Here is a 12,718-nt window from a genome sequence, read left to right on the forward strand (position 1 = left end):
ACCGCACCCAAGAAAACTTTCTGATTTATTCAAGACTGATAGCATAGATTTAAAGACTTGTGGAATCTGCTCTTCCTAAACAGACTGGACTTGCATCAATTAATGTCAATAATTTTTGACTAACATTATGAACCGCTTTACCTCTATTTTGCTGGCTGGCTTGATAGCATCTGCATCAGCTTTAGCTATTTCTCCAAAAGCTGGGGCTAATACACCAGCGTCTTATCTTGCTGAGTTTGATAGCTACGGCTATGAACACAACAATGATGGTAACTACGAACGTCATAATCGTCACGACAGAAATGGTGATTATGACCGCCACAACGACGATCGCCGTTATGACCGCGATAATCATCGCCGCTATGACCGTGATAACAATCGCCAATATAACCGCGATAACAATCGCCAATATAACCGCGATAATAATCGCCAATATAATCGCGATAACAATCGCCAATATAACCGCGATAATAACCTTCGCAACATTCGTTTTCGCTATGAACGCGATCGCGACTGGGGACGTGGTTAAGTAGTTGCACAGAATTAATTACACAACGTCATTGCGAATGAAGCATTTGCGGTAGCGACTGTAGAGAAGCGAAGCAATCCCAAAGCTTTGGGATTGCTTCGCTTCATTTCATTACGCTCGCAATGACAATGTATATTTAATTTTGCATGACTACTTAGAGGATGTTTGAAAAGTCATGATTGATATGTCAAATATTTCTTTTTTACCTAGAAGCATGAGGCTACATTTAGTGGCACGATCAAATAAGGTCATGTTTTGATGTTGTCCCTATGAAGATATTGGTGCTGAATGCTGGATCGAGTACCCAAAAGAGTTGTCTGTATGAAATTGCAGATGATGTTTTCTCCACCCAAGCAGCCCAACCCCTTTGGGAAGGGAAAATAAACTGGACTCAAGATCGGGAGGTGGCAGAAATTGAGGTTAAAACTGCTACTGGTGCAACACTGCAAGAATCAATCTCTGGTGATTCTCCACAGGCACACCTCACCTATATGCTTCATACACTTAGCGATGGTGCTACCAAGGTAATCGATCAATTATCAGATATCGATCTGGCAGGGCATCGAATAGTACATGGTGGACAAGATTATCGAGATCCTACGGTAATTACAGAGGATGTCAAAAAGGCGATCGCACATCTATCTAACCTCGCTCCAGCCCATAATCCAGTTGCTGTGGAAGGCATAGAAGCAATTGAAGAAATCTCAAAAGATGTCACCCAAGTAGCAGTTTTTGATACTGGATTTCATGCCACTCTCCCGGATGCAGCAGCAATCTATCCCGGCCCATATCAGTGGGTAGAGCAAGGTATCCGTCGCTACGGATTTCATGGTATCAGTCACCAATACTGTTCTCAACGTGCTGCCCAAATTCTCAGTCAAGATGTTCCACCTGAGCGCTTAATTAGCTGTCATCTAGGCAATGGTTGCTCTTTAGCAGCAATTAAAAACGGCCGCAGTATTGATACCACAATGGGATTCACACCCCTAGAAGGATTGATGATGGGTAGTCGTTCTGGTTCAATTGATCCGGGGATTCTGATTTATCTGTTGCGGTACTGCGATTATTCTGTCGAAAAGTTGGACGATATCTTAAATAAAGCCTCTGGATTAAAGGGAATTTCGGGTGTATCTAGCGATATGCGTGAGGTGAGAGAAGCGATCGCTCAAGGTAATTCTCGCGCTCAATTGGCGTGGGATATCTACGTGCATCGCCTACGTTCTGATATCGGTGCAATGCTTACCAGTTTAGGCGGATTAGATGCTTTGGTGTTCACAGCCGGAGTGGGTGAACACTCTGCCCAAATTCGTCAAGCCGCCTGTGAAGTCTTTGGCTTTTTGGGACTGAAACTCGATCTTGAAAAAAATCAACAACAGCCTGTTGATGAAGATATTGCTACAACGGACTCAGCAGTACGGGTATTAGTTATTCATACTCAAGAAGATTGGGCGATCGCTCAACAGTGTTGGCAACTTTTGCAAAAATAGAATTTAGAATACTCCAAGTAAAAAAATGCCCAATTGTCATTGCTTCGCTCGCAATGACGGGTTTTGGATCATTTATTTTTTGGAACACTCTCAATACAGTTCGGTTAAGGTTTTTGATGGAAATTCTAGAGCGTAAAGACTCGATAAATCGCCGTCAAGACGAAAAAATGATTATTGTAGAGCGATTCATCGCGTCTCTTGCCTTAATTGAACAGTATTAGGAACACTCTTATACCAATTTTTTATGAAGCTGCATAGAATTCGATCCCCCCTTAATAAGGCTACCGTGTATACACAAGTTATCGAATCACTACAAGTTCTCGAATTACCCCACCCTAACCCTCCCCTTATAAAGGGGAGGGAACAAGATTTTCCGTTTTCCCCCCTTTACAAGGGGGGATTAAGGGGGTAATTCGACTTGTGTATACACCGTAGCTTAATAAGGAGGGAACCGGAAAAACATCTATCAAAGTCCCCCTTTTTAAGGGGAGCCACTGCGTTGGGCGGGTTTCCCGACTTGAAGCACGTGGCGTGGATTTAGGGGATCAAGATATGTGCAACTTTACATTAAATTGGTATTACCTAAAAAGTTTATAAATACTCGTAACGACAGAAACCAACGTAAAAATAATTTTCCAAATTCTTGGTCTAATAAAATTTAAAATGTACCCTGCAAGTTTTGGGGCGATAAGTGATGAAAATGGCAATAATAAGGATTTAACGTCACTAAAGCTACTAATAGCACCAAAAACAACGCTAGGAATAAGACAAATCAGTGTCCATACAAACCAATTTATAAATTTAGAGTTGATGGAAGTACGTCTTTGCAGTTGGTTGACAAGTACATAGCGAGTAGTTGCAAATAATATAGTGAAGCCGATGAAAGCAAATATTGATAGTATTCCATTTGCTGGATATAAATTGTAGGCTACAAAACCAGCCGGAAACAGTGAAGCTACTTCCCAAACTAGCAGATTTAATTTAGTCCGAAAGCAATTTAGTATTTGTTCAGTTAGCCAATAATGAGCAGAGACAAATGTTGAACAGTTGGAATTTTGCATAAAATCCAACTTGATTTTATGGAATACATCACCATGAATCAGGACTGTACTTTGCAAAATGATGTCTTTCTCTTTATAAGCATAGGAAGCTGATTCAGCTTGCTCATAGTAAGAATTAAAGGTGAGTCCAGACTGTAAACTTGCTTTACCCCGTGCGGTTTTGCTTAGAAAAGATTTTATAATATTGACTATGACAGTAACGTAAAAAAAATTACTAACTTCTTTTTCAGTAATTTCTTTTTTCTTTCCGAACACAACATTATTACCGAAAAAGGCATAATACCCTAGAGGAATTATCAATTTAGGTGGAATGTAGAGAGAAACACCAGATTTTTGTGCTTGCTGAATCTGTTCTACAACTGTATTATTTAGGTAAAAACTACACTGCGATCGCTCAACCTTAAGTTCAAAGCGATCGCCTTCAGGAACTTGGAGAAATAGAGAGAGGGCAACATCAGCTTGGTTGTCTGTTTTTGTTATATTGGCGTTCATGATCGAGATAAATTTGCAATACTCTGTACCAAGCTAATCAAAAAAGTAAATGTTCCCCGCCACTGCTTTTCTCCAGAAACCACTCCTTCATGATGTGTACTAATAATTAAATTTTTAGCTTCTTCAGGTAAATTAAAAAGATCCTTATGGTAACGAGTGATAATATCTCCGTCTATCTGCATGACAGTTTGAGCATAAATAATATCAATTTTGGTACTTTTAACATTACTACTATCAAGTGCAGCTTTCAGTTCATACATTTTCCGTAAGGTACGAACAAATTTATCATTATTTAAAAGTCTTTGAATTTCTTTAAAATTATCAATCCAATCTTCTTGATTGTTTCCATCTTTGTCATCAAGAACGGGAGTTGGAGCGGGTAGTATTGGTTCAGCTAGTTTCACATTTTCTTCATCAGCTTCAACTAGATTTGCTTGATGTTGTTTTGCGTATTCAAGCCTCTGACGATATCGTTTTACTCTATCATCATGTGGATTATAAAAGTCTGAACCCTCTTCAAGAATAAGGTAAAAATATTCTCTTTCAAGTTGGTCAAATAGACTTTTATAACGCTTACGCAGTTCTTGAGCTTGAGAACCTTCGTCTGGAATTCCTTTTGCCTTAAAGTAGTCTGGATCGTGTATAGAATAAATTTCTTGATATGCCTCCCAAGCATTAAACTTTGAAGCATTAATCCTATCTACAACCATCGTATTAACTTCTAATGCCGTGATGTCAGAAACTAATGTCTGTACAGAAGATACTAAATTGTTTAATAACCTTCTAGCTTGGTTTTCAATATCTTGAGGTTGAGCAGCATTCCGGTTTCGAGTCTGAATACTATTTTGGTCTTTAATTTGAGTTTGATTAGACATAGTGTCACCCTCTCACAGTTCTGACTAATTTGGCTGTAGCGTTGTATTGATAGCTAGATACAAACAAACAAATAAACCTAACGATTTGGCTCGGTTCCTGTAGGTACTTTAGTTCAAATTTGTAGCTAACAAAGAATGCTTAAAGTTCTGATTTTTTGCGATTTTTTGCGATTTCCATAAAAAATCTATATAACTTTTCCACACTTTCTATATTCTTGTGAATAATCTCTCGACCGTCTCTAATTTGAGTCAAATGAAATTCCCGAATTTCTTTATATGCCCCACTATCAGTAAACTGACTGCCGATTTCATTTTGGATATCACCACTAACAAGATTAATTCGGGTATATATTCGATTGCCTGGTTTGGGAGCTTCTATCTCATTTTGTGGCTGTTGAGATGACTCTGCTACCCAAGTAGTGATTTTTAAATCAATGGTTTCAACTATTACTGTTTTGATAGCATCAATAATTTCGTCAACACCTAATCCTTTTTTATCAGCATTAAGATTAGTAACTATTGTTTTAAAATCACTATCTTTTGTCTGAATCGATAGACTATTATTTTCCAAATTGTTCGTAACTACAGTATCTAGCATAAAATTCAGGAAATGAAAGGTTTAATTGCGAACAAAACTTATTCTAAGTCATGTTGTAAATTTTACTGTTATTGGTTAACAAAACTAAGTAATATCAAAGTAACTTAATAATTCAATAACTGTGTTAATTTCATCTCAGAAAAGAAAATTATTTACTAGACAATGCAAAGAAAGAGACGTAAAACGTCTGTGTTTTATCAGACATTTTTAGTATAATACTACACCTTAATTTGTTTAGAGAATCTACTTGTTTTCGTCTTCTCTTGAGGTAAAAATAGACTCATTCACTGCTAGCAGTTGCTTAAAGGATCTTTAATATGTTGTTGCCGCATAAAGTCATTGCTACACCTTTTATAATTTGTGTATCTATTTTAGGAATTGGCTTGATTCAATTTCCCCAATTGCAAAAACTGATAGCTAGCAAACAATCTGCCTCCTTAGAGACTCTAGAAAAAGAAATAAAATCAGAAAATCTCCGTCTGAATTTTATCAAAAAAATGCCTAGTTTTGGTTATGATAATTTCATTGCAGATTTAGTATATCTCAATTTTTCCCAGTACTTCGGAGATGATGAAGTTAGGAATAAAACAGGTTATAGTTTAAGTCCAGAATATTTTGAAGTTATTCTAGAACGTGACCCACGATTTTTAGCAGCCTATCGGAGTCTTTCTATCAGTACTTCATTGTATGCTGCTATGCCAGAACGCGCGATCGCACTTTCAGAGAAAGGCTTAAAATCACTATCTCCCTTCGTTCCCGAAAAGTCTTATTACGTATGGCGTTACAAAGGAACTGATGAGTTATTGTTTTTAGGGAACGCTCACGCTGCCCAAAAGTCTTTTGCAACGGCGGCAAACTGGGCTGGTAAATTTTCAGATCCAGAGAGTCAGCTTGTAGCTTATACTTCCCAAAAAACTGCTGAATTTCTGAGTCGAAATCCTAATAGTAAATATGCTCAAATCACTACTTGGTCAATGGTTTTAAATAATCAAGTTAACGAAAGAACTCGCAAACGAGCAATTAGGGAAATTGAAGCTTTAGGAGGAAAAGTAATTACAACTCCTGAAGGTACTAATAAAATTCTATTCCCCCCAAAAGATTAAATTATTTATTACTCATAACAGTTGATTGCAAGTAGAGTAACGAATTCTCCCCCCAATGGGTTCCATATTTTTCACACATCATTGAGTATGTCAATACAATTAGCAAAATTTGACTTTCAAATATTAGGGTGTTTTCCTATTATTTTACAGTTGCGCCCTCACCTTGAAGAAGCTAAATTTATAGAACAAGTTCGATATCAAATGAAAGAAGGATATCAACTTGCATTCTTGGAACTAGAGGAGCAAGCTGTTGCAGTAGCTGGATTTCGCATCTCTACATGTTTAGCTTCGGGGAAGTTTTTATATATTGATGATTTAGTTGTTGATGAGTTGAAGCGATCGCAAGGTTATGGTAAACAGTTATTTCAATGGCTCATTGAATATGCAAAAAATCATGGCTGTGAACACCTGAGTCTTGATTCTGGTGTTCAGCGATTTGCCGCTCACAGGTTTTATCTCATGGAACGCATGAGCATTACAAGTCATCACTTTTCAATGAAGTTGTAGATACCAGCAATCTAGTCGTGACAAATAATATTTTTTGGTATGACGGTAGATTAATTCACTCTCAAACCCTCGAATTAAACATTAACGATCCAGGTTTACTTTATGGGGCAACTATTTTTACAACATTGCGGGTTTATCATAATTCCCTAGATCATAGTTTAACTAATTGGCAAGCACACTGCGATCGCTTACTTTTCTCAATCCAAACTTTTGGTTGGCAACAACCAGACTGGAAACGTCTACATCAAGGCGCTCAAATTCTCCTCACCCACTTCCCTGTTCTCAGAATTACCCTTTTTCCCGATGGAAGAGAGTGGATAACAGGTAGATTCTTACCAAATAACTTGATAGAAAAACAAAATAATGGTATTATATGCGCCGTCGCCAACTCAGAATTTTATCGCTCTCTCCCCTCTCATAAAACTGGAAATTATTTAAGTGCTTGGTTGGCAAAAACTAGCTTAGATGCTGAAGAAGCAATATTAGTTGATGCTCAAGGAAATTGGCTAGAAACCAGTACAGGCAACCTTTGGGGATGGTGCGATCGCAGTTGGTACACACCGCCAATAAAAGCCGGAATTTTACCAGGAATTTTGCGATCGCAACTTGGGAACTGGTTACAAAAGCACCAACAGCCTGTGCGAGAAGAACCTTGGACAGTCGGGCTATTCGAGAGATTTGAAGCGATCGCCTACACTAATAGTATCGTCGAAATTATTCCCATTCATACCGTTAATCAGCCTTCAGGGTCGCTACAATATAATCCCTACCATCCGAGCTTTCAGCAAATTAGGGAGCTTTTTGTAGCATGATAGCTACGCCACTTTGTTACACTTAAGATAAGTTAACATAATTCTTAATAATGACCTTTCCGAGCAGAGACGGTAAGCGATGGCGCGAAACATACAGGAGGATAGACCTTAGTGAATAAAAGATGGAGAAATGCAGGGCTGTACGCGCTGCTGTTTATTGTCGTCATTGCGCTGGGAACAGCATTTTTTGACAAACAACCCCAAAGCAGAGAGACATGGCGATACAGTCGCTTTATTCAAGAAGTTCAACAAGGCAGAGTAGAAAAAGTTAGTTTGAGTGCAGACCGTTCTACAGCACTGGTTACACCCAAATATGACCCAGCTAAACGGATTGTTACCTTAGTCAACGATCCAGACTTGATAAATACTCTGACTTCTAAAGGCGTTGATATTTCTGTTTTGCCCCAAACCGACGAAGGATTTTGGTTTAAGGCACTAAGCAGCTTATTTTTCCCTGTATTGCTTTTAGTTGGCTTATTCTTCTTGCTCCGTCGCGCTCAAAGTGGCCCAGGTAGCCAAGCCATGAACTTTGGCAAATCCAAAGCGAGAGTGCAAATGGAACCACAAACTCAGGTGACATTTGGCGATGTAGCTGGTATTGACCAAGCCAAGTTGGAATTAAACGAAGTTGTAGACTTTCTGAAAAACGCCGATCGCTTTACCGCCGTTGGTGCAAAAATTCCTAAAGGTGTGCTGTTAGTTGGCCCTCCTGGTACTGGTAAAACCCTCCTAGCTCGTGCCGTAGCTGGTGAAGCAGGTGTACCCTTCTTCTCAATCTCCGGTTCGGAATTTGTGGAAATGTTCGTCGGTGTGGGTGCATCCCGCGTCCGCGATTTGTTTGAACAAGCTAAGACCAATGCTCCTTGTATCGTCTTCATCGATGAAATTGACGCAGTAGGTCGTCAACGGGGTGCAGGTTTAGGTGGTGGTAACGATGAGCGGGAACAAACCCTCAACCAGTTGCTCACCGAAATGGATGGTTTTGAAGGTAACACTGGCATCATCATTATTGCCGCTACCAACCGTCCTGATGTTCTAGATGCAGCCCTATTGCGTCCTGGTCGCTTTGACCGTCAAGTTGTGGTAGACCGTCCCGATTATGCCGGACGCAGCGAAATCCTCAAGGTTCACGCCCGTGGTAAGACCTTGGCGAAAGATGTAGATTTGGATAAAATCGCCCGTCGTACCCCTGGATTTACTGGCGCAGATTTATCTAACCTGTTGAATGAAGCTGCAATTCTGGCAGCCCGCCGGAATTTGACTGAGATTTCAATGGATGAAATCAATGACGCGATCGATCGCGTCTTAGCTGGCCCAGAGAAGAAAGACCGGGTAATGAGCGAAAAACGCAAAACCTTGGTGGCTTATCACGAAGCTGGTCACGCCTTAGTTGGTGCTTTAATGCCAGACTACGATCCAGTACAAAAGATTAGCATTATTCCTCGTGGTCGCGCAGGTGGTTTAACTTGGTTTACCCCCAGCGAAGACCGGATGGACACAGGTTTATACAGCCGCGCTTATCTAGAAAATCAGATGGCTGTGGCTTTGGGTGGTCGAATTGCGGAAGAATTAATCTTTGGTGAAGAAGAAGTTACCACAGGTGCTTCTAATGACTTGCAGCAAGTAGCACGGGTTGCGCGTCAGATGATCACCAGATTCGGCATGAGCGATCGCTTAGGCCCAGTTGCTCTTGGTCGTCAGCAAGGTAATATGTTCCTGGGACGGGATATCATGTCAGAGCGTGATTTCTCTGAAGAAACCGCCGCCGCCATTGATGAAGAAGTCCGCAAACTTGTGGATGTAGCCTATACACGGGCTAAAGAAGTGTTGGTGCGTAACCGCCACATTCTAGATCAAATCGCCCAAATGTTGGTTGATAAAGAAACAGTAGATGCTGAAGAGTTGCAAGAAATTCTCTCGAATAACGATGTAACAACTGCTGCCTTTGCGTAATTTAAGGAGTCGTTAAGAGTTTTTCTTAACTCTTAACTTTTAAAATTTGGGGCAATTCTGTGATTTTGCAGAGTTGCCCCATTTTTTAAGATTTATTCTTTAAAGAATTATTTACTTCCATTTGAGCCTTTTGAGCCTTTTCAATCCGATAATCATGGACAGAAACAAGTCGCCAACTTGAATCTTGTGAAAGTTCTAGAACCCATTGATGATAATTAAATAAACTCTCTCGATGTCCTACACTAATAAACGTTGTTTGCGCTTGTTGTAACTGTTGATATAAATTTTGTTCATTTTTCAAATCCAAAGCACTCGTTGCTTCATCTAAGATAACGTAGCTTGGATGGGTAACTAACAGCCGTGCAAAAGCAAGGCGTTGTTGTTCTCCTAGCGATAATATATTCTCCCAAGGGACATCTGCATCAAAGCTGTTAACTTCAGTCACCACATTTTGGAGATTAACTTGTTGCAAAATTGCTTCGAGTTCTCTATTACTCATTTTACGATTTGTTTGAGGATAGAGTAACTGTTCGCGCAAAGTTCCCAAAATGATATAAGGACGTTGAGGCAAAAACAAGACTTCTTTGAGGGGGGGGCGCACCAGTCGGCCAGTCCCTGAATTCCACAAACCAGCGATTCCTCTCAATAAAGAACTTTTGCCTCTACCACTCGCCCCAACAATCAATAAACCCTGTCCAGGTTCAACAGCCAGTGACAAATCTTTGACAATCACCTGCTCATAATTTGGTGTTTGTAAGGTGACATTCTCAAAAGCCAGACGGTTTTCTTCAATTGTTTTAATAGTACTAACATTTTCTGGTTGTTTGGTAACAGCTTCCAAGGCATCTGAAAACTCAGCTAAACGCTCAACGTAATTAGAAAATCGTCCAGAAGTCCCAAATTCATCTATTAATGCGGCGATCCCATTAGCAAACATACTGCAAGCTATAACCGCTTGATTTACTTGTCCGAAATCAATATCACCTTGAATATATGCAGGTGCGAATATTAAAAATGGAAATATTTGGATAACAGACCGATATCCTCTGTTAAAAATTTCTTTATTTCTCTCCCAATTAATCTTGCTGTCAGCACTTTTGAGGAGATTATTAAATCGGCGCTGAATTATATTTAATTCTTGGCTTTCGCCCTGAAAAAAAGCTATTGATTCAGCGTGATTCCGAACATGACTCAGGCAATAATTGTAGTCTGCTTTAGCTTCGAGTTCCTCTTCATTAATTTTATTCAATTCTTGGCTTAAATAAATAGCAATCAAATTGCCTATGAATGTATAAGCAATTAGAATAGCTACGGCCATTCGAGAAATTGACCAGAGAATTATTAAAAAAGTCGTCAGTTCTAGGACTTTTTCTAATAAAATAGCTGAAAAATTGAGAGCAGTCCTGGCAATCGGTTCGATTTCTTGGGCTAACCGTTGGTCTGGGTTATCAATATCCGATCTAAAGTTAATTTTATAATAGGCACGATTGCCCAAATATTTTTCTAAAATATGATTATTGAGCCATTTATACCAATCAAGAGCGATTTTTTTTCTGACAAATTTAGTAAATCCTGTCAAGAGGGTGATCGAGAGCAGTCCAACGGCGTAAAGGGATAAGGTACTGAAAAACTTAGAAAGGTCTTTATCTTGAATAATGACATCGATTAAATAGCGATCGACAAAGCTATTCAAGGCAGTTACGCCCACAACCCCGATAATTAATAAGATTAGGAGAAAGAGCATCCCCCATGCCCGAATCACCTCTGAAAATACTCTACCCGTTGATTCTGTTGGATACCAGTAAGGCGCAGCGATCGCTTTGACATTATCCCAAAATCGAGTAAAAGCTACAAGAGGAGGAGTATTCTTTAAGGGTTGATCGCGAAAAACTTCAGTTTGCATATTACACCTTATGTAAATTAAGCCATAGAATGTTGTTTAAAAGTAAGCGCATCAATACCAAAATTGTCACATAAAGGAAAAATGGCCGCTTTTAAAGAATAAAGTGGCCACAAGACAAAATTTATCACTATCTGCGAATCTCGGTAATGTCCCTGGCAATAACGGTACAGAAGGATAGCTTTTTTGCTGATAGATGACTGGTATCAGCAAACAAATTGTTGTCAATAAAAAAGAAGCATCTAAGTCAATACAGTTCAGTTAAGCATCTTTTTCTTCTCTCTGCGTCTTGGCGGTTCGTTAAAAAGCTGACTTTGGTAACAGAGTTTTAGCCTTAACTGAACCATCACGATTCTCATTGGAGATATGGAAACTTGTTGAAAACTTCTGGATTCACAATATGAAGCGGCTTCTTCCCCTCAAGCACTTGCAGTATTTGATTAGCTGCGGAAAGTGCAGTAGCTATAGCAGCTTCAGGTGTAACTCCAGCTAGATGAGGTGAGAAAATTACATTGTCAAAATCATATAAAGGATTATTTAGAGATGGGGGTTCTGGCTCAAACACATCTATTGCAGCACCTGCGATCAAATTTTCATGTATGGCTGTAACCAAATCTTCTTCGCGAACTATTTTCCCACGAGATGTATTGATCAAGAAAGCAGTGGGCTTCATTTTATGGAAAGTTTTTAAAGCAAACATTTCATAAGTTTCATCGGTTAATTCAGGGTGCAAAGATACAAAGTCAGATTCAGCTAGAAGGTAGTCTAAATCTTGTACCAAAGTTGCACCCACTGCTTCTGCTTTGCTAGATGGAACGTAAGGATCGTATGCTAAAACTCGCATCTGGAATGCTGTACTACAACTTTTAGCAACAGCACTACCAATCCTTCCTAAACCAACAATACCAAGTGTTTTTCCTTCCACTTGAATTGGTTGTACCTGATTACGAATTAAGTAGTTTCCTGTTTTGACACACTGATTGAGAAAAGTAAGCTTTTTAGCAAGAGCTAAAATCAGACAAATCGTATGTTCTGTGACAGCAGTTGTTGATAACCCAGGATTGTTAACAACGACAATCCCCCGTTCTGTTGCAGCAGCAATATCAATTGCATCAGTTCCAAATCCCGATGTACTAATAACTTTTAAATTTTTTGCTAATCCGATTGCTTGGGCATCTAATTTAGTAGGATAACGGACAAATACGCCAGCTACATCTTGAATAGCTTCATTGATTTGATGCTGTGTAGGTTCCTTGATAATCTTGATATTAGTGTATTCATCAAGGAGTTTTTCACCTGTTTCATGGTACATTCTGCCAATTAAAAGAACCTTGTGATTTTTAGTATTCGTCACGGAAATTTGGGGTAGAATAGCTGTCATACGATTTTTCCTAGATTAAG

At 39.3% G+C, this 12,718-nt stretch carries 11 protein-coding genes; 6 read left to right on the top strand and 5 right to left on the bottom strand.

Going from position 1 to position 12,718, the window contains the following annotated elements; genetic code table 11:
- Positions 1 to 127: 127 nt before the first annotated feature.
- Positions 128 to 529 (top strand): hypothetical protein, encoded by a 402-nt coding sequence (locus GTQ43_RS09210; RefSeq protein WP_265272318.1) that lies wholly within the window; start codon positions 128 to 130, stop codon positions 527 to 529.
- Between the two features lie 269 nt (positions 530 to 798).
- Complete coding sequence (locus GTQ43_RS09215; protein WP_265272319.1) at positions 799 to 2,016, top strand: acetate kinase; 1,218 nt, start codon at positions 799 to 801, stop codon at positions 2,014 to 2,016.
- Positions 2,017 to 2,594: 578 nt separating this feature from the next.
- On the opposite strand, the gene GTQ43_RS09220 is transcribed toward GTQ43_RS09215, so the two are convergent.
- From GTQ43_RS09220 to GTQ43_RS09230, 3 genes are all read right to left on the bottom strand, one after another.
- Positions 2,595 to 3,569, bottom strand: coding sequence for a hypothetical protein (locus GTQ43_RS09220; RefSeq protein WP_265272320.1), 975 nt, complete (start codon positions 3,567 to 3,569; stop codon positions 2,595 to 2,597).
- Complete coding sequence (locus GTQ43_RS09225; protein ID WP_265272321.1) at positions 3,566 to 4,444, bottom strand: hypothetical protein; 879 nt, start codon at positions 4,442 to 4,444, stop codon at positions 3,566 to 3,568. Before GTQ43_RS09225 ends, GTQ43_RS09220 begins: the two co-directional genes overlap by 4 nt.
- A gap of 139 nt (positions 4,445 to 4,583) precedes the next feature.
- On the bottom strand, positions 4,584 to 5,042 hold the full coding sequence (locus GTQ43_RS09230) for a hypothetical protein (RefSeq protein WP_265272322.1): 459 nt from the start codon (positions 5,040 to 5,042) through the stop codon (positions 4,584 to 4,586).
- 317 nt (positions 5,043 to 5,359) lie between these two features.
- Between GTQ43_RS09230 and GTQ43_RS09235 the strand changes: the two genes are divergently transcribed.
- The 4 genes from GTQ43_RS09235 (at position 5,360) to ftsH3 (ending at position 9,417) form a co-directional block, all read left to right on the top strand.
- The gene (locus GTQ43_RS09235) at positions 5,360 to 6,145 is read left to right on the top strand and encodes a hypothetical protein (protein WP_265272323.1); all 786 of its coding nucleotides are present in this window, start codon (positions 5,360 to 5,362) and stop codon (positions 6,143 to 6,145) included.
- Positions 6,146 to 6,232: 87 nt separating this feature from the next.
- Positions 6,233 to 6,652, top strand: a complete 420-nt coding sequence (locus GTQ43_RS09240; protein WP_265272324.1) for a GNAT family N-acetyltransferase — start codon at positions 6,233 to 6,235, stop codon at positions 6,650 to 6,652.
- Between the two features lie 17 nt (positions 6,653 to 6,669).
- Complete coding sequence (locus GTQ43_RS09245) at positions 6,670 to 7,464, top strand: aminotransferase class IV (protein ID WP_265272325.1); 795 nt, start codon at positions 6,670 to 6,672, stop codon at positions 7,462 to 7,464.
- A gap of 111 nt (positions 7,465 to 7,575) precedes the next feature.
- Positions 7,576 to 9,417, top strand: coding sequence for an ATP-dependent zinc metalloprotease FtsH3 (ftsH3, locus tag GTQ43_RS09250; RefSeq protein ID WP_265272326.1), 1,842 nt, complete (start codon positions 7,576 to 7,578; stop codon positions 9,415 to 9,417).
- An 85-nt stretch (positions 9,418 to 9,502) separates the two neighbouring features.
- On the opposite strand, the gene GTQ43_RS09255 is transcribed toward ftsH3, so the two are convergent.
- Together GTQ43_RS09255 and GTQ43_RS09260 are read right to left on the bottom strand one after the other, a co-directional pair.
- Positions 9,503 to 11,320 (bottom strand): ABC transporter ATP-binding protein/permease, encoded by a 1,818-nt coding sequence (locus GTQ43_RS09255; RefSeq protein ID WP_265272327.1) that lies wholly within the window; start codon positions 11,318 to 11,320, stop codon positions 9,503 to 9,505.
- A gap of 352 nt (positions 11,321 to 11,672) precedes the next feature.
- On the bottom strand, positions 11,673 to 12,698 hold the full coding sequence (locus tag GTQ43_RS09260) for a hydroxyacid dehydrogenase (RefSeq protein WP_265272328.1): 1,026 nt from the start codon (positions 12,696 to 12,698) through the stop codon (positions 11,673 to 11,675).
- Positions 12,699 to 12,718: the final 20 nt, after the last annotated feature.

The sequence above is a fragment of the Nostoc sp. KVJ3 genome, from assembly GCF_026127265.1.
In the GTDB taxonomy this organism is placed as follows: Bacteria; Cyanobacteriota; Cyanobacteriia; order Cyanobacteriales; family Nostocaceae; genus Nostoc.

Excerpts from the sequence above, each read along its gene's own strand:
- GTQ43_RS09235 (WP_265272323.1), top strand. The coding sequence starts at position 5,360 with ATGTTGTTGCCGCATAAAGTCATTGCTACACCTTTTATAATTTGTGTA.
- GTQ43_RS09220 (WP_265272320.1), bottom strand. The coding sequence starts at position 3,569 with ATGAACGCCAATATAACAAAAACAGACAACCAAGCTGATGTTGCCCTC.
- GTQ43_RS09230 (WP_265272322.1), bottom strand. The coding sequence starts at position 5,042 with ATGCTAGATACTGTAGTTACGAACAATTTGGAAAATAATAGTCTATCG.
- GTQ43_RS09225 (WP_265272321.1), bottom strand. The coding sequence starts at position 4,444 with ATGTCTAATCAAACTCAAATTAAAGACCAAAATAGTATTCAGACTCGA.
- GTQ43_RS09240 (WP_265272324.1), top strand. The coding sequence starts at position 6,233 with ATGTCAATACAATTAGCAAAATTTGACTTTCAAATATTAGGGTGTTTT.
- GTQ43_RS09255 (WP_265272327.1), bottom strand. The coding sequence starts at position 11,320 with ATGCAAACTGAAGTTTTTCGCGATCAACCCTTAAAGAATACTCCTCCT.
- GTQ43_RS09215 (WP_265272319.1), top strand. The coding sequence starts at position 799 with ATGAAGATATTGGTGCTGAATGCTGGATCGAGTACCCAAAAGAGTTGT.
- GTQ43_RS09210 (WP_265272318.1), top strand. The coding sequence starts at position 128 with ATGAACCGCTTTACCTCTATTTTGCTGGCTGGCTTGATAGCATCTGCA.
- GTQ43_RS09260 (WP_265272328.1), bottom strand. The coding sequence starts at position 12,698 with ATGACAGCTATTCTACCCCAAATTTCCGTGACGAATACTAAAAATCAC.